The sequence below is a fragment of the Mycolicibacterium confluentis genome, assembly GCF_010729895.1.
GTDB lineage: Bacteria > Actinomycetota > Actinomycetes > Mycobacteriales > Mycobacteriaceae > Mycobacterium > Mycobacterium confluentis.
On record NZ_AP022612.1, the window covers coordinates 5,639,636 to 5,653,458 of the forward strand.

Genomic DNA, 13,823 nt, shown 5'->3' on the forward strand with positions numbered 1-13,823 from the left:
GCCCGGTTCGGACAGTGTGCGTGTGGCGGGGGCGCCCCGTCGCCCGCGACGACCGGTGAATCACCTGAGCTTCTAAGGACGGCTGCATGGCATTTGACGTTGCCAGGGTACGAGGTCTGCACCCGACTCTGGGTGACGGTTGGGTGCATTTCGATGCGCAGGCCGGGATGTTGATTCCCGATGCGGTCGCGACGACCGTGTCGACGGCGTTCCGCACCTCGGCCCCCAGCGCCGCGGGTCCGCACCCCTATGCGCGGCGCAGCGCCGCGCTGCTGGGGGCCGCGCGCCAGGCTGTCGCGGATCTGGTCAACGGCGATCCGCGGGGCGTGGTGTTCGGCGCCGATCGGGCCGCACTGCTGACGTCGCTGGCCGACGCCTCGTCGTCGCGGGCGGGCCTCGGCTATGAGTTGGTGGTCAGCCGCCTGGACGACGAGGCCAACATCTCGCCGTGGCTGCGGGCGGCCAACCGCTACGGCGCCCGGGTCAAGTGGGCCGAGGTCGACATCGAGACCGGCGAGCTGCCGTCGTGGCAGTGGGAGAGCCTGATCTCCAAGTCGACGCGACTGGTGGCGTTGACGTCGGCGTCGTCGACGTTGGGCACCGTGATCGACCTGCGACCCGTCACGAAGCTGATGCACGACGTGGGCGGCCTGGTGGTGGTCGATCACACCGCCGCGGCCCCCTACCAGACCTTCGACCTGCAGGAGATCGACGCCGACGTGGTGGCGGTCAACGCCGCCAGTTGGGGCGGTCCGCCGGTTGGTGCCCTGGTGTTCCGCGACCCGGGCCTGATCGACACGTTCGGTTCGGTGTCGATGAATCCCCTTGCCTCTGGAGCGGCCCGGCTGGAGATGGGCCTGCACCAGTACGGCTTCCTGGGAGGCGTCGTCGCCAGCATCGAGTATCTGGCCGGCCTGGACGAGTCGGCGACCGGTTCGCGGCGGGACCGCCTCGCGACGTCGATGGGGACGGCCGCGGCCTATCTGGATCGGCTGTTCGACTATCTGGTGGGCTCGCTGCGCTCGCTGCCGCGGGTGATGCTGATCGGGCAGCCCGAGGCCCGGATTCCGGCGCTGAGCTTCGCCGTGGCCGATGTCGAGGCCGAACGGGTGGTGCAGCGCCTGGCCGACAACGGCATTCTGGCCACGGCCAACGCCAGTTCACGCGTGCTGGACGTGATCGGGGTCAACGATGTCGGCGGCGCGGTGACCATCGGGTTGGCGCACTACTCGACGATGGCCGAGGTCGATCAACTGGTGCGCGCGCTGGCGTCCCTGGGCTGACGGGCGGCGTCTCAGCCGACGGTCAGCAGGACCTTGCCGGACACCTCACCGGAGGCCAGCAGGCGATGCGCCTCACCGGCCTTCTCGATCGGCAGCGTCGCACCGATGATCGGGCGCACCGCCCCTCGCGACACCATGGGCCAGACCGACTCCACGACCGAGCGCACGATCGCGCCCTTGCCCAACGTCCCGCCGACGGGTCGTCCGCGAAGTGCGGTGCCGATCACCCGGGTCCGCTTGGCGATGAGCTTGCCGATGTTCAGTTCGGCTTTGACCCCGCCCTGCATGCCGATCACCACCAACTGTCCGTCGGTGGCCAAGGCGTCGAGATTGCGGTCGAGGTAGGCGGCCCCCATGATGTCGAGGATCACGTCGGCGCCGGCCCCGCCGTTGGCCTCCTTGATCTGCGCGACGAAGTCCTGGTCGCGATAGTTGATCAGCACCTCGGCGCCCAGCTCACGGCACAGGTCCAGCTTGGCCTGTGACCCCGCGGTCACCGCGACCCGGGCGCCCAACTCTCGTGCCACCTGCACGGCGTTGGTCCCCACTCCGCTGGCGCCGCCGTGCACGAGGACCAGTTGGCCCGGCCGAAGGCCTGCCGTCATGACGAGGTTGGACCAGACTGTGCACGCCACCTCGGGCAGTCCGGCGGCCTCGCTGATGCCGACGCCGTCCGGGAGCGGCATGACCTGCTCCACCGGTACGGCGACGTACTCCGCGTACCCACCGCCGGCCAACAGTGCGCAGACTGGTTCGTCGATCTTCCACTGCGTCACCTCATCGCCGAGTGCGGCGATGACACCGGAGACCTCCATGCCCAGGGTCTCGCTGGCGCCGGGCGGCGGCGGATACTTCCCGGCCGCCTGCAACAGATCCGCGCGGTTGACGCCGGCCGCAGCGACCTTGATCAGAACTTCGCCGCGACCCGGCGCGACGTCGGTGACCTCGCGCCACCGCAGGGAATCGGCATCCTCGGCGACGATCGCATACATGGCCGCCACGCTACTACCTGGCGGTTTGCTCCGCGCTTGTCGGTGCCGTCGCTTAACATTGGGCCATGGAGGGGATGATCGCCGGGCGGACTGAAAGTTCGATGCCTGGCCTGGACATTGCCGAGCAGCGATCTTGGCAAAATTATCTGGATTCCGCGTTGCGTCTCACGTCGACGCTCAACCGCGGACTTACGTTGTCGCACAACCTGACTCTGGTCGACGTGCGGCTGCTCGACATTCTGGACAAGGCACCCAATGGTTCAGCGCGGATGGGGGATCTCGCCGAGGCATTGATGTCGCTGCCCAGTCGGGTGACGAGGCAGATCCGCCGACTCGAGGCGCAGGGGTTGGTCGAGCGGACCGCCAGTCCGGACGACGGCCGCGGGGTGCTCGCCAAGATCACCGACGAGGGCCGTGAGTTGGTCGAGAAGGCGATGGTCACCTACTCGCAGGGGGTGCGCACGCACTTCCTCGGGCAGCTGTCCCGGCCGCAGATCGCGGCAATGGGCGAGAACTGCCGTCGCATCAGTTCGGCGTTGAAGGGTTCGTCCGCGCCGCGTGGGTACGGCCGACCCTGAGTCCCTCGCCGGGCACCGCTACGCTTGTCGGCGGTGGCGTGGCAGAGCGGCCTAATGCACTCGCCTTGAAAGCGAGAGACGGCTAACACCGTCCGGGGGTTCAAATCCCTCCGCCACCGCGTATGTCCCGTGTCGGGATCTCCGCGGCGATGCGGTCCAGCAGCGCCGGATAGCGCTTAGCCTCCGGGTTGGCGCCCGGTTTGCCGCTGCTGACGATGGCGACGGCCAGGTCGCGGTCGGGGTCTGCCCAGACCGCGATGTCGACCAGGCCGGTGTGGCCGAAGGCCGCCGGGGTGTTGCGCCCGAACGGGCCGAAGCGTCGCGAACCCAGCATGTACCCGGTGCCCCAGCGCATCGGCTTGAGTCCGGTTGCGACGTCGGGACGAAGACGACGGGCCTGCCGGGTGGCGGCCCGTAGCGTCTCCGGGCTCAGCACCCGGACGCCGTCGAGTTCGCCACCGCGACGCAGCATTTCGGCGAAGCGGGACAGCTCCACCGCGTTGGACACGGTGCTCGACGACGGCACCACACTGGTCAGGAAGGCCGGGGTGTTGGTGAATGGGATGATCTCGTGCATCGTCCCGCCGACCGCCAGGCGGAATGCCCGGGCGATGGCCGGGGGCAGGGCCTTGCCGGTTGGGTGGCTGGGCGCCACCAGGGGAACATCGGCCTCGGCGACGCCGAAGTTGGTCCAGCGGAAGCCCAGTGGGTCGAGGATCTCGTCCGCCAGGATGTCACGTATGCTGCGACCCGTTGCCGCGGAGACGATTTCGCGGATCAGCGGTCCCCAGGTCAGACCGTGGTAGATGTGCACCAGTCCGGGACGGTAGATCGGCCTGAGGTTGCCCAGCATCTCCCGCGCGTAGTCGCTGTCATTCATCCGGCTCAGATCCGGCCGCGGTCCCGTGGCCAGAGGCACCCCGGCGCTGTGGGTCACCACGTGCCGAATGGTGGTGCGGTCCTTGCCGTGGCTGGTGTAGGTCGGCAGGTAATCGCACACACGGTCGTCGAGCGAGAACGCGCCGCGCTCCACCAGCATGTGGACCACGGTCGTGGCGGTGGCCTTGGCGGCCGAGTACACGCAGAACGGGGTCTCGGTGGTCACCGGAATCTTCTCGGCGTCCGGCGGATCCTCCGGTGCGTTGCCCCAGCCGTGACCGATCGCGCGGTTGAGGATCACTTTCCCCTTGTGCCGCAGGCAGACCTGGATCGCCGGATGCATTCCGGCGCTGTACCACCAACGCGTCGCCTGCCAGATCCGCTCCACCGCCGCCGGGTCGATTCCTGAATGGTCCTCTGCCCCAATGTCTGTCACTGAGTCCAGGTCGTCGGGAAGCCGGATCCTGCCGTCGGTGGTCATGCGTCCTTCCGGCGCAAGGTCGCGGAGAGGTGATGCTGCAGGGGCTGACCCACCGCGCCCATGCCGACCGTGTAGGTCAGCTCGTCACCCGTGACCCGGATCGAACGCGTCAGTGCGGTCACGTCTTTCGCGGTGGACGTCAGCCCGATGGTGGTGGCCGTCAGCTCCAGCAGGATCGACGAGCCGTCGTCGGTGAGCGTCCCCTCCTGGATCTCGGTGATGCCGGTGGGGTGGGCCAGCACCAGTTCGGCGCGGCCGGGGGCGGGTGCGCGCAGGTAACCGGTCTCGGCGTGCATCGGTTGGCCGGCCTCGGATCGGGTGCGCTGGGAGTAGCTCAGGAACGGCTTGCCGACGTGGCCGAACGTCACCTCTTCGAGGTAGGTGAAGGCGTCGATGGTCGGGTACTCGCCCGACCCTGATCCCGTCCAGGTGCCCAGCAGCGGCGCGAGCACCGTGATCTGGGGATGCAGTTCGGCCACGTCGTCAGCCTACGTGCCGGTCATGGGCGCACCCGAGCGGCGAGGATGTGGACCTGGGTCTCGCCGGCGGCCTGGGCGGCGAGGATGTGGACCTGGGTCTCGCCGGCGGCCTGGGCACCGGCCATCTGGGCACAGCGCGCCGGCGAGACGTAAACCTCTGCGCCGCGACCCGGCGTGTCTGCGCAACCCTTTAAGTGTCGAGCCCGGGATGCCCGCGATGCCCGCGTGGGGCCTCGCCCGTCACTCGCCCTTGAACTGCGGCGGTCGCTTCTCGAACATCGCGGTGACGCCCTCGGAGAGATCCTTCGACGGCAGGAAGGCCGAGTTCCACGCGGCGACGTAGCGCAGGCTGGCCGAAACCTGGGCGGTGCGCTGCTCGTCGAGCACATCCTTGATGCCCTGCACGGTCAACGGCGGGTTGGCGGCGATCTCGGCGGCCGTCGCGTGGGCGGCGGCCAGGCAGGCCTCGGCGTCGTCGAACACGTCGTTGACCAGGCCGATCTTCTCGGCGCGCGCGGCGTCGATGTCCTTGCCGGTCAGCGCCAATTCCCGCAGGTGGCCGTCGGTGAGGATCAGCGGCAGGCGCGCAAGGCTGCCGACGTCGGCCACGATCGCGAGCTTGACCTCACGCACCGAGAACTTCGCGTCGGCGCTGGCGTAGCGGATGTCCACGGCGCTGATCAGGTCGACACCGCCGCCGATGCACCAACCGTGGACGGCGGCGATCACCGGGGTCCGGCAGTCGGCGACGGCGGTGATGGACTGCTGCATGCCCTTGAGGTGCCGGTGGAAGTCGGCGCGCGGGCGGGCCATCGCACCTTCGGCCATCATCGGTCCCAGGACATTGCCCGAGGCGGCCAGATCCAGGCCGTAGCTGAAGTTCTTCCCCGAACCCGTGAGCACGATGGCGCGCACGTCGGGGTCGGCGTCCAGGGCCTCGAAAGCCACCGGCAGTTCCGCCCAGAACGCGGGCCCCATGGCGTTGCCCTTGCCCGGACCAAGCAGGGTCACCTGCGCGATGTGGTCCTTGATCTCCACCGAGAGCGCTTCGTAGCTGTCAGCCATGACATCGAGGCTAGTGCGTGGTCAGGGACGCAGCTTTATTAGGAGGTCCTTCACCGCGGTGTCCGGTGCGCGCTGGCACAGCACAGTCACGAGCGCGGACAGGATCACCGGTTGGCTGACCGAAGAACTGTCCGAGCCCAGCACCTCTTTGGTGAACTTGAGCCGGTCGCGGTCGGACAGCGCGGTGAAGTCCGCGCAGGACATGTCGGGCGACATCGGCTCGGTGGTCATCGCCACCTGGCCGGGGGTGGTCTGGGCGCAGCCCGACAGCACGGCTGCTGCACTGAGCGCGAGGGCGGCGAGCCGGATGCGGGTCACGTGTTCTTGATCCAATCTGTCGCGAATGCCAGGAAGGCATCGTTCTCGTGCGGTGCCCCCACGGTCACCCGGACGCCGTCGGTGCCGTACGGGCGCACGAGGATGAGCGCGCCTGCCGCCTGCTCGACGAAGTCGTCGGTGTGCTCCGGGCCCAGCGGCAGCCACACGAAGTTGGACTGCGACTCGGGCAGCTCGTAGCCCAGTTCCCGGAGCGCGGCGCTGACCCGGGTCCGCTCGAGCACCAGGGCGTCCGTGCGGGCCATCAGTTCGTCGGAGGCCTCCAGCGACGCGATGGCCGCGGCCTGGGCCAGGCTGCTGGCCGTGAACGGCACGTAGACCTTGCCGAGGGCCGTGATGATCTCCGGGTCGCCGACGGCGTAACCCACCCGGGCACCGGCCAGACCGTAGGCCTTCGAGAACGTGCGCAGCACAATCACGTTCGGGTGGCTGCGGACCAGGCCGAGGCTGTCGGGCAACAGACCGTCGCGGATGTACTCCACGTAGGCCTCGTCGATGACCACCAGCACGTCGTCGGGCACGGCATCGACGAATCGGGCCAGGTCGTCCGGCGGCACCACCGTCGACGTCGGGTTGTTCGGGTTGCAGACGAAGATCAGCCGGGTGCGGTCGGTGACCGCGGCCAGCATCGCGTCCAGATCGTGCGTGTGATTTTTCAGTGGCACTGGGACGGGTGTGGCGCCGGCCACCCGCACCTGCAGCGGGTAGACCTCGAAGGCGCGCCAGCCGAACATCACCTCGTCGCCCACGCCGGCTGTGATCTGAATGAGCTGCTGGCACAGGCTCACAGAGCCGCAGCCTGCGGCGATGTGCTCGGGCGCGAACCCGACGTGCTTGGCCAGATGCTGCCGCAGCTCGATGTACCCGTTGTCGGGGTAGCGGTTCAGCAGATCGGTCGCGTCCTCGATGGCCTTCCGCACGCTCGGAAGGGGTCCGTCGACGGTCTCGTTACTGGCCAGCTTGATGGCGCCGGGGACCGTCTTGCCTGGTGTGTACGCCGGAAGGTCCTGCATCAATGGGCGTAGGCGGGCGGTCATTTGGTCAGCATATGTGAGTGCATGTACGCTTTGCCCTCGGCGGTTCCGGTACCGGCTCGGCTGGCAGAGCGGGGTCCGGTAACCTCTACGAAGTTCAAGGAGGCGTGCCAGAGCGGCCGAATGGGACTCACTGCTAATGAGTTGTCCCCCTTAAAGGGGACCGGAGGTTCAAATCCTCTCGCCTCCGCCATATAACTGAATATCCAAGCGCCCGTAGCTCAACGGATAGAGCATCTGACTACGGATCAGAAGGTTAGGGGTTCGAATCCCTTCGGGCGCACTCTTTGTCTCAGGTGATGCTGACCACCGCGCGGTCCGCGACGGGTGCGTCCAGATTCACCGTCAACTCTCCGAACACGGCGATCTCGATGCATGCCCTGCCGACGGCCTGGGCCCGGGTCCCTGAGCGCAATTTCACCGCCACGATGTCGGCGGTCTCCTGCACCTCGGCGTGGACGCCGTAGCACTCGGGCGTGCCAGTGGTGAAGTGCACGCTGATCGACGCATCGTCCGCCTGTCGACTCCACGACTCGATCGCCTGAGGCCGCACGTCGACGATCGTCGGGTCGTCGATGAACGCCTGCAGGTCCCCGGGCGCGGGTCGCTCGGAGATCTGGGTGACGGTCGGCGTCGGGTCCGCCGAGGCGACCGGAACGGGCAGGACTAGCGCGCAGGCCGCCAATGAGGCGCCCGCGAGGGACCGATGGCTCATGGCCCCACAGTAGGCAGTTGTGTCACCGCCGGAGGCGAGCTACGCAGACCTGACGCCCACGGTGATCCGGTCGGTGAACATCCGGGTCCACAGCGGACGGCGGACCCGGTGCTGGTCGGCGACCTCGAATCCGGCGTCGGTGAACAGCGCCCGCATCTCGTCGGGCGCGGGATTGTGTGCCAGCGATCTGCTGCTGTCGATGAACCGCGACAGCAGCGGCGGCTGATGCGGTGCGAGAGTCGCGACCGCGGCGATGCCGCCGGGTTCAAGCACCCGACGGAATTCGCGCAGCGCCGCTGCCTGGTCAAAGAAGTGGAAGGCCGACGTCGTGACCACGGCATCCAACGCGCCGTCGTCGAACGGCAGCTTCTCGGCCGGTGCACGCAGCCACTGCACGTCTCCGGACCGGGCCATGGCCTGTCGGAGCATGCCGTCGGACATGTCGACGCCGTACACCTGCTCGGTCTTCAGCTCGCGCTGAATCCGGTCGGCGAGAATGCCTGTACCGCACGCGACATCGACGATGCGGCGGCATTTGTGATCGCGCAGCAGCGTGATCACCTCGTCCTGGGGCGGACGGTACGCCCACCGCTGCAGCGCCGAGAAGTCGTAGGCCGGCGCGGCCAGGCTCCAGAAGCGGGTGACGGCCTCGTTGAGGGTGCGTCGCGGCACGGACGTCATGCCACCGACCGTACGCCGAGACGTTGAGACCGCCCTGGCGGCGGGAAATGCGCCGTCAGGGCGGTCTCAGTGCGGTCTCAAAGGGACAGGAACGTCAGCCGCTCACGTTCAACGGCAGTGAGACGAATCCGTGATCGCTGCTCGCCGAAATCAGGTAGCGGCCATCAAGGGGCAAGGGCATTTGCATGGGAAAGAAGACGAAGCCCACTTCGCCGCCCAGGCTGGAGGCGGGGACTTCGAGTCGGGCTTCGTCGGAGTTGCCGGACGGGTCGACGATCTTGACCGTGATCTTCGGGTCCTGATCGTTGGCTTCGGGTTGGATCAACACGACGAGGGTGGCGAGCGCTGCGCGCTCCGGCCCGACCTTGCAGGCGCTGACCACGCCGCCCTCAATGTTGAGCTTGTTGTCCACGACGGACGCGGACTCGGCAAGCAGTGCACCAGTGACTATCACCGGCTCAACCTACACACGGAGCGCGGGTGTGAGGCGAAAGTTCTTGTTCATGCCCGCGATATCGGGCGATTCCCGGCTGACGAGGCATTGGCTTGCGTGATTCGTGGGTGGAATGCGTGCGACTGCGCCATTCGATTCCGCTTTTCAGCACTGCGCCGGGAAGAGCCGGCCCAGTTTCTCCACCCCAGTTCTCTTGCCGGCCCTGCCGCGACGAGATTGTTCGCGACGCTTACGAACAGCGTTTCGAACTGCGGCTGCCGCGCAATCTCCGGGCTGTCATGAGGCGCAGAGGGGCGAGTCTGAGAACGGCGTTTCCAGCCCACTCCCAGGTTGTGATCAGGAATCGATCAACTATCTTGCAGAAAAAGTTTGGCCGGTGGCGCGCCGTTGAGAATTTGCCCGCACCACCCCGGCGTGTTGAACACGTGACCAAGTTCGAGTTTGCTGTACCTGCACGATGCGGTGCAGTTGGCATCGGGGAGGCGCCCGGCAACCGGCGGCTGATCCACGCGGTGACAAGCGAATCCTCAGAATTTACAACATAATTGGAGATCGCTCCAGCGTGGCGTGGCGATAAGGCTGTATACGTTGCTCATCGTTGCAAACGTAATTATTTAGTTGTGCGAGGTTAACGATAGCCCAGCCATTGCGACTATAAGGGGACTTATTGTCGCATGGGAAAATTTCACGAGCGGCGCCCCCGATCTGCGTGATACAAACTGCGCACGTTCTTAGCTGAGCTGCGGGCCAACCTGCAGCTTTGAACTGAGGACTGACTGGAATACCAAGGGATCGGGGATCTTTCACATGGGTCATGCCAAATATGTGGGCCGCATTGGTGTATTGGCTGTTGCTCTCGGCATCGGTTCTGCACTCGGGAGCCCGGCAGGAACCGCCTGGGCAGAGTCGGACACCGGAAGTGACAAGCCGTCGCAGAGTTCAGGCACAGGGTCGTCGGATGGCGGCGCAAGCATCAGTGCGGGTCCGCCGGGAGGCCCCGCCGGAGCCGACGCCAGCGAGCCGAAGCGAAATGGCATCAGAACCACGATCAAGGACCGAGCAGATTCGATCGCCAGGGACGTCGAGCAGCGCACCAAGGGGCTTGAGAAGCGCGCCAAGTCTCTGGAGGAGCGAGCCAAGCGCTCAGAAGACCGAGCCAAGGAGATCGCCGCTCGGTTGCAGACCGGCCCGCGGGGTTCGGGCAACAGCGACTCAACCCGGGTGAGCGATGCGAAGCCCTCCGCCGATGGCGCCGCCGCAGGATTCCAGCGTCGGCTGGAATCAGCCGCGACATCGGTCATCACTCGTCCCGAGACATCGACGGCGCCCCTCGGCGACCAATCCCTCGTCCCGGTGGAGGCGGCGGTCACTGCGTCCGGTTACACCTCCTCGGCCTCGGGTGGAGGCGCACCGGAGGCTCCGAACCCGCTGCTCGAGGCGATCTGGGCCGCCTCCCGTCGCATCGAGACGGTCCGCGCCAGCCTGCCAACGGAGACGACCGCCTTCGCAACGAGCCAATCCGATCCGGCGTCGCCTCTTGCGAGCACTGCGGCGGCGCGGATTTCGCTCCCCGTGGGGCCGCTCAAGCTGTTCGGCAACGGGACGCCGGAGAATCCCAACGGCGGCATCCTGATCGGCAACGGCTACAGCTGGACCGGTGATACGTGCACCGGCGGTCTGGTCTGCCACGGTGGCAACGGCGGGCTCCTGGGAAGCGGCGGCGCCGGCTACAACGGCGGCAACGGCGGTTCAGCAGGGTGGTTCGGCAACGGCGGTGCCGGCGGCGCCGGACAGGTCGGCTACAACAACGGCACAGGTGGCAACGGCGGTCACGGTGGTGTGTTCATCGGTCACGGGGGCATCGGTGGCGCGGGCGCCGCGGGATCCCAGGGTGGTAACGGCGGCAACGCCGGCACCCTGTCGATCTTCGGCAACGGCGGCGCCGGCGGCAACGGCGGCGCTGGCGTCGCAGGAACTGGTGCCTCGGCGGGTTCGAATGCCATTGCGGGCGGCAACGGCGGCAATGGCGGCAAGGGCGGTACCGGCAGCCGAATCTTCGGGCGCGGTGGCGCCGGTGGCGCCGGTGGCGTCGGCGGTGTCGGCGGCGCGGGATACGCCGGTATCGATGGCAGTGGCATCGAAGTGATCAACGGTGCTCGTGGCGGCGCCGGTGGCGACGGCGGCGAAGCCGGTCAGGGCTGGATCCTGTTCTTCTCCGAGCAGAACGGCCTCTTCGGTGCGGGCGGCGACGGCGGCCAGGGTGGCAGCGGCGATGCCGCAGGACCTGTGCCGAACGCCGGTGCGGAGGGAGCGGTGGCGTTCGCTAGTGCCGCGGGACCGGTGGCGATCGCCGGTGCGGGCGGTGCGGGCGGTGCCGGCGCCGCGGGTACCACGACTGCCGCTGGCCGTGGTGGCGGCGGCGGCGGTGGCGGCGGCAGCGCTGTCGCCAATGTGGCCGACAGTGTGAACAGCATTGTCCAGGGCGGTGCCGGTGGTGCCGGTGGTGCCGGGTCGCTGAGCGACGCCGGAGGCTCCGGCGGTGACGGTGGCGCTGCGGTCGTCGACGCCAGCGGCACCACTCTCGTCGACACCCTGGTGCAGGGCGGCGACGGCACCGACGGCGGCCCCGCCGGCGCCGATGGCGAGTCCGGTTCTGAGAACGCAATCATCGTCGAGGGCGACGGCATCGTCGAGAACGTCACGGTGACCAGCGGCCAGCGCTCTGAGCACCACGCCGGCGGCGGGGCCCAGGTGATCGTCAGGAACGGCGGTTCCGTCACCAACAGCCAGATCACGGGTGGCAACGCCAGCGACACCGCGAAGGGTGGTGACGCGATCCTGACCGCGGACGGTGCGGGCAGCATCATCACCAACAGTTCGGTCACCGGTGGACATGCCGGGGCCGGCGACGACAACGGTGGGGTCGGTGGCGAAGGTGGTAAGGCAACCATCGACGCGGTCAACGGCGCCGTCGTCGAGGACACCCACTTCACGGGTGGTGCCGGTGGCGCTGGCACCAACGGCGGTGTCGGTGGCGCCGGTGGTGTCGCGACAGTCAGCGCTGACGACGGCACCGTCACCAATGTCACGGCGACTGGGGCCAGCGGCGGTGACGCGGACGGTGCAGGCAGCAAGGGTGGCACGGGCGGTCGTGGTGAGGTCCAGGCCGCCGATGGCGGGACAGTCGAGAACTCCGTCATCACTGCCGGTGTCGGTGGCAACGCCAACAACGGTGGCACCGGCGGCAACGGTGGCGGTGGGCTGTACTGGGCATTCAACAACGGCACCGTGACGGACGGCGAGGCATTCGGCGGCGTGGGCGGTAACGCTGACGGTGCGGGTGCGGTCGCCGGCAATGGCGTACTCGGCTACATCACCGCGGGACGTTCGAATATTGGTGCCGGGCAACACGGTACGGCGTCGGGCACGGTCTACGGCGGCAACGGTGGCAACGCCATCGGAGCCGACACCAAGGGTGGCAACGGAAGTCAGGCAGCCATCCAGGCCGCCGGAGTCGGCGCCGTCGCCTCGGGCACGGTCACCAGTGGCAGTGGCGGTGACGCGATCGGTGACGGCAGCACTGGCGGAAACGCGAGCACTGCGGTGACCCAGATCTTCGCTCTGGCCGACGGCTCCGTTGCCACCAACAACGTCGTCGTCGGTGGCAATGGCGGTGACGGCATCGGCGGCGGTACCGGCGGCAAGGGTGGATACATCGTCGTCGGCGTCAACACCGGGGCCGTCGACGGCCAGTGGATCAACGGCGAAGCCAGCAGTGGTAACGGCGGCACCGGCACTGGGGTCGGTAAGACCGGCGGCGATGGACAGGCCCTCGAACTCTTCGGGACCGCCGCCAACCCGAAGGACGGCGTCGTGATGCACGGCACCGACGGCGCCGATAACCCCGCCATCCCGTAACGGCCTACGAGGAAACGCAATACAAGACTGCGGCCCGGTCGAAAGACCGGGCCGCGGTTCTGTCTGTCGAAGCGTTGAGACCGCACTGAGGGCGGGAAATCCGAAGGCACGGCGCCCTCAGTGCGGTCTGAACGACAACTCAGGTGATGGTGATACCACCATCGACGGCGATGGTCTGGCCCACCACGTAACCCCCGGCGGGAGAGGCCAGCCACACCGCGGTGGCGGCCAACTCGGCGGGATCGCCGGTGCGGCCCAACACCACTCGCGGCATCTGCGAGTCCAGGTAACCGGGCTTGTATTCGTCGGTCATCTCCGACATGAAGAACCCCGGAGCCAGCGCGTTGACGCGAATCCCCTTACGTCCGCCCCACTGCTGGGCCAGGTCGCGGGTCAGGCCGATGACACCGGCCTTGGAGGCGGCGTAGGCGGCCTGCGGCAGCTGGGCCGTGGTGATGCCCAGAATGCTGGCGATGTTGATGATCGAGCTGCCGGGTTCCATCACCCGCCCACAGGCCTGCGCCATCCAGTACGAGCCGTTGAGGTTGACGTCGACGACCTTGCGGAACTCGTCGGGCGTCTCCCGGGTGGCCGGCACCGCGGTGCCCACACCGGCGTTGTTGATCAGCACGTCGACCCGGCCGAACTTCGCCACCGCGGCGTCGACCAACCCCTGGCACTGCGCGGGGTCGGCGACGTCGGTCTGCACGGTCAGCGCCTGCCGGCCGGCTTCCTCCACGAGAGCCGCTGTGCTGGCCATCTTTTCGACGCGGCGCGCACCGAGCACGACGTCGGCGCCGGCTTCGGCGAAGGCCTGGGCGAAGGAGACACCGAGACCGGAGGAGGCCCCGGTGACGATGACGACCTTGCCGTCGAGCTTGAACAAATCGAGAACAGTCATCGGTTTCCTCGCTCCTACTTGGGGACT

At 67.9% G+C, this 13,823-nt stretch carries 13 protein-coding genes and 3 tRNA genes; 6 read left to right on the top strand and 10 right to left on the bottom strand.

Annotated elements, in window-relative coordinates; all coding sequences use genetic code 11:
• Window positions 1-86 precede the first annotated feature (86 nt).
• Window positions 87-1,283, top strand: a complete 1,197-nt coding sequence (locus G6N34_RS26415; RefSeq protein WP_085154212.1) for a cysteine desulfurase-like protein — start codon at window positions 87-89, stop codon at window positions 1,281-1,283.
• Between the two features lie 11 nt (window positions 1,284-1,294).
• On the opposite strand, the gene G6N34_RS26420 is transcribed toward G6N34_RS26415, so the two are convergent.
• Window positions 1,295-2,275: an NAD(P)H-quinone oxidoreductase gene (locus tag G6N34_RS26420; RefSeq protein ID WP_085154492.1), complete on the bottom strand. Its 981-nt coding sequence runs from the start codon at window positions 2,273-2,275 to the stop codon at window positions 1,295-1,297.
• A 65-nt stretch (window positions 2,276-2,340) separates the two neighbouring features.
• Here G6N34_RS26420 and G6N34_RS26425 point away from each other — a divergent pair, with 65 nt between their 5' ends.
• Window positions 2,341-2,853: a MarR family winged helix-turn-helix transcriptional regulator gene (locus tag G6N34_RS26425; RefSeq protein WP_085154214.1), complete on the top strand. Its 513-nt coding sequence runs from the start codon at window positions 2,341-2,343 to the stop codon at window positions 2,851-2,853.
• A 32-nt stretch (window positions 2,854-2,885) separates the two neighbouring features.
• Window positions 2,886-2,972 (top strand) — tRNA-Ser (locus G6N34_RS26430).
• Here G6N34_RS26430 and lipE read toward each other — a convergent pair.
• The 5 genes from lipE to hisC all read right to left on the bottom strand — a co-directional run bounded on the left by lipE (window position 2,954) and on the right by hisC (window position 7,130).
• Entirely contained in the window at window positions 2,954-4,213 is a 1,260-nt protein-coding gene (gene lipE, locus G6N34_RS26435) for a lipase LipE (RefSeq protein ID WP_085154216.1), read from the bottom strand. The genes G6N34_RS26430 and lipE overlap by 19 nt on opposite strands.
• A complete protein-coding gene (locus tag G6N34_RS26440) occupies window positions 4,210-4,692 on the bottom strand; it encodes a peroxynitrite isomerase (RefSeq protein WP_085154218.1) in 483 nt (160 codons plus the stop codon). Before G6N34_RS26440 ends, lipE begins: the two co-directional genes overlap by 4 nt.
• A gap of 240 nt (window positions 4,693-4,932) precedes the next feature.
• Window positions 4,933-5,757, bottom strand: coding sequence for a crotonase/enoyl-CoA hydratase family protein (locus G6N34_RS26445; RefSeq protein WP_085154220.1), 825 nt, complete (start codon window positions 5,755-5,757; stop codon window positions 4,933-4,935).
• Between the two features lie 21 nt (window positions 5,758-5,778).
• Entirely contained in the window at window positions 5,779-6,075 is a 297-nt protein-coding gene (locus G6N34_RS26450; RefSeq protein WP_085154222.1) for a hypothetical protein, read from the bottom strand.
• Window positions 6,072-7,130: a histidinol-phosphate transaminase gene (hisC, locus tag G6N34_RS26455; protein WP_085154224.1), complete on the bottom strand. Its 1,059-nt coding sequence runs from the start codon at window positions 7,128-7,130 to the stop codon at window positions 6,072-6,074. The genes G6N34_RS26450 and hisC overlap by 4 nt, the downstream gene beginning before the upstream one ends.
• Before the next feature lie 98 nt (window positions 7,131-7,228).
• Between hisC and G6N34_RS26460 the strand changes: the two genes are divergently transcribed.
• Both G6N34_RS26460 and G6N34_RS26465 read left to right on the top strand, forming a co-directional pair.
• A tRNA-Ser gene (locus G6N34_RS26460) sits at window positions 7,229-7,320 on the top strand.
• A 17-nt stretch (window positions 7,321-7,337) separates the two neighbouring features.
• Window positions 7,338-7,410, top strand: a tRNA-Arg gene (locus tag G6N34_RS26465).
• A gap of 9 nt (window positions 7,411-7,419) precedes the next feature.
• Here G6N34_RS26465 and G6N34_RS26470 read toward each other — a convergent pair.
• From G6N34_RS26470 to G6N34_RS26480, 3 genes are all read right to left on the bottom strand, one after another.
• A complete protein-coding gene (locus G6N34_RS26470; RefSeq protein WP_085154226.1) occupies window positions 7,420-7,842 on the bottom strand; it encodes a hypothetical protein in 423 nt (140 codons plus the stop codon).
• 39 nt (window positions 7,843-7,881) lie between these two features.
• On the bottom strand, window positions 7,882-8,523 hold the full coding sequence (locus tag G6N34_RS26475; RefSeq protein WP_085154228.1) for a class I SAM-dependent methyltransferase: 642 nt from the start codon (window positions 8,521-8,523) through the stop codon (window positions 7,882-7,884).
• Window positions 8,524-8,617: 94 nt separating this feature from the next.
• On the bottom strand, window positions 8,618-8,977 hold the full coding sequence (locus G6N34_RS26480; protein ID WP_085154229.1) for a hypothetical protein: 360 nt from the start codon (window positions 8,975-8,977) through the stop codon (window positions 8,618-8,620).
• Window positions 8,978-9,784: 807 nt separating this feature from the next.
• On the opposite strand from G6N34_RS26480, the gene G6N34_RS28360 reads away from it, so the two are divergent.
• Window positions 9,785-12,895, top strand: coding sequence for a hypothetical protein (locus G6N34_RS28360; RefSeq protein WP_109788596.1), 3,111 nt, complete (start codon window positions 9,785-9,787; stop codon window positions 12,893-12,895).
• 139 nt (window positions 12,896-13,034) lie between these two features.
• On the opposite strand, the gene G6N34_RS26490 is transcribed toward G6N34_RS28360, so the two are convergent.
• Window positions 13,035-13,796, bottom strand: coding sequence for an SDR family NAD(P)-dependent oxidoreductase (locus G6N34_RS26490; RefSeq protein WP_085154234.1), 762 nt, complete (start codon window positions 13,794-13,796; stop codon window positions 13,035-13,037).
• Between the last annotated feature and the right edge of the window lie 27 nt (window positions 13,797-13,823).

Bases quoted from the DNA above. Each gene is read 5' to 3' on its own strand.
- G6N34_RS26415 (WP_085154212.1), top strand. From the start codon at position 87: ATGGCATTTGACGTTGCCAGGGTACGAGGTCTGCACCCGACTCTGGGT.
- G6N34_RS26420 (WP_085154492.1), bottom strand. From the start codon at position 2,275: ATGTATGCGATCGTCGCCGAGGATGCCGATTCCCTGCGGTGGCGCGAG.
- G6N34_RS26425 (WP_085154214.1), top strand. From the start codon at position 2,341: ATGGAGGGGATGATCGCCGGGCGGACTGAAAGTTCGATGCCTGGCCTG.
- lipE (WP_085154216.1), bottom strand. From the start codon at position 4,213: ATGACCACCGACGGCAGGATCCGGCTTCCCGACGACCTGGACTCAGTG.
- G6N34_RS26445 (WP_085154220.1), bottom strand. From the start codon at position 5,757: ATGGCTGACAGCTACGAAGCGCTCTCGGTGGAGATCAAGGACCACATC.
- hisC (WP_085154224.1), bottom strand. From the start codon at position 7,130: ATGACCGCCCGCCTACGCCCATTGATGCAGGACCTTCCGGCGTACACA.
- G6N34_RS26470 (WP_085154226.1), bottom strand. From the start codon at position 7,842: ATGAGCCATCGGTCCCTCGCGGGCGCCTCATTGGCGGCCTGCGCGCTA.
- G6N34_RS26475 (WP_085154228.1), bottom strand. From the start codon at position 8,523: ATGACGTCCGTGCCGCGACGCACCCTCAACGAGGCCGTCACCCGCTTC.
- G6N34_RS28360 (WP_109788596.1), top strand. From the start codon at position 9,785: ATGGGTCATGCCAAATATGTGGGCCGCATTGGTGTATTGGCTGTTGCT.
- G6N34_RS26490 (WP_085154234.1), bottom strand. From the start codon at position 13,796: ATGACTGTTCTCGATTTGTTCAAGCTCGACGGCAAGGTCGTCATCGTC.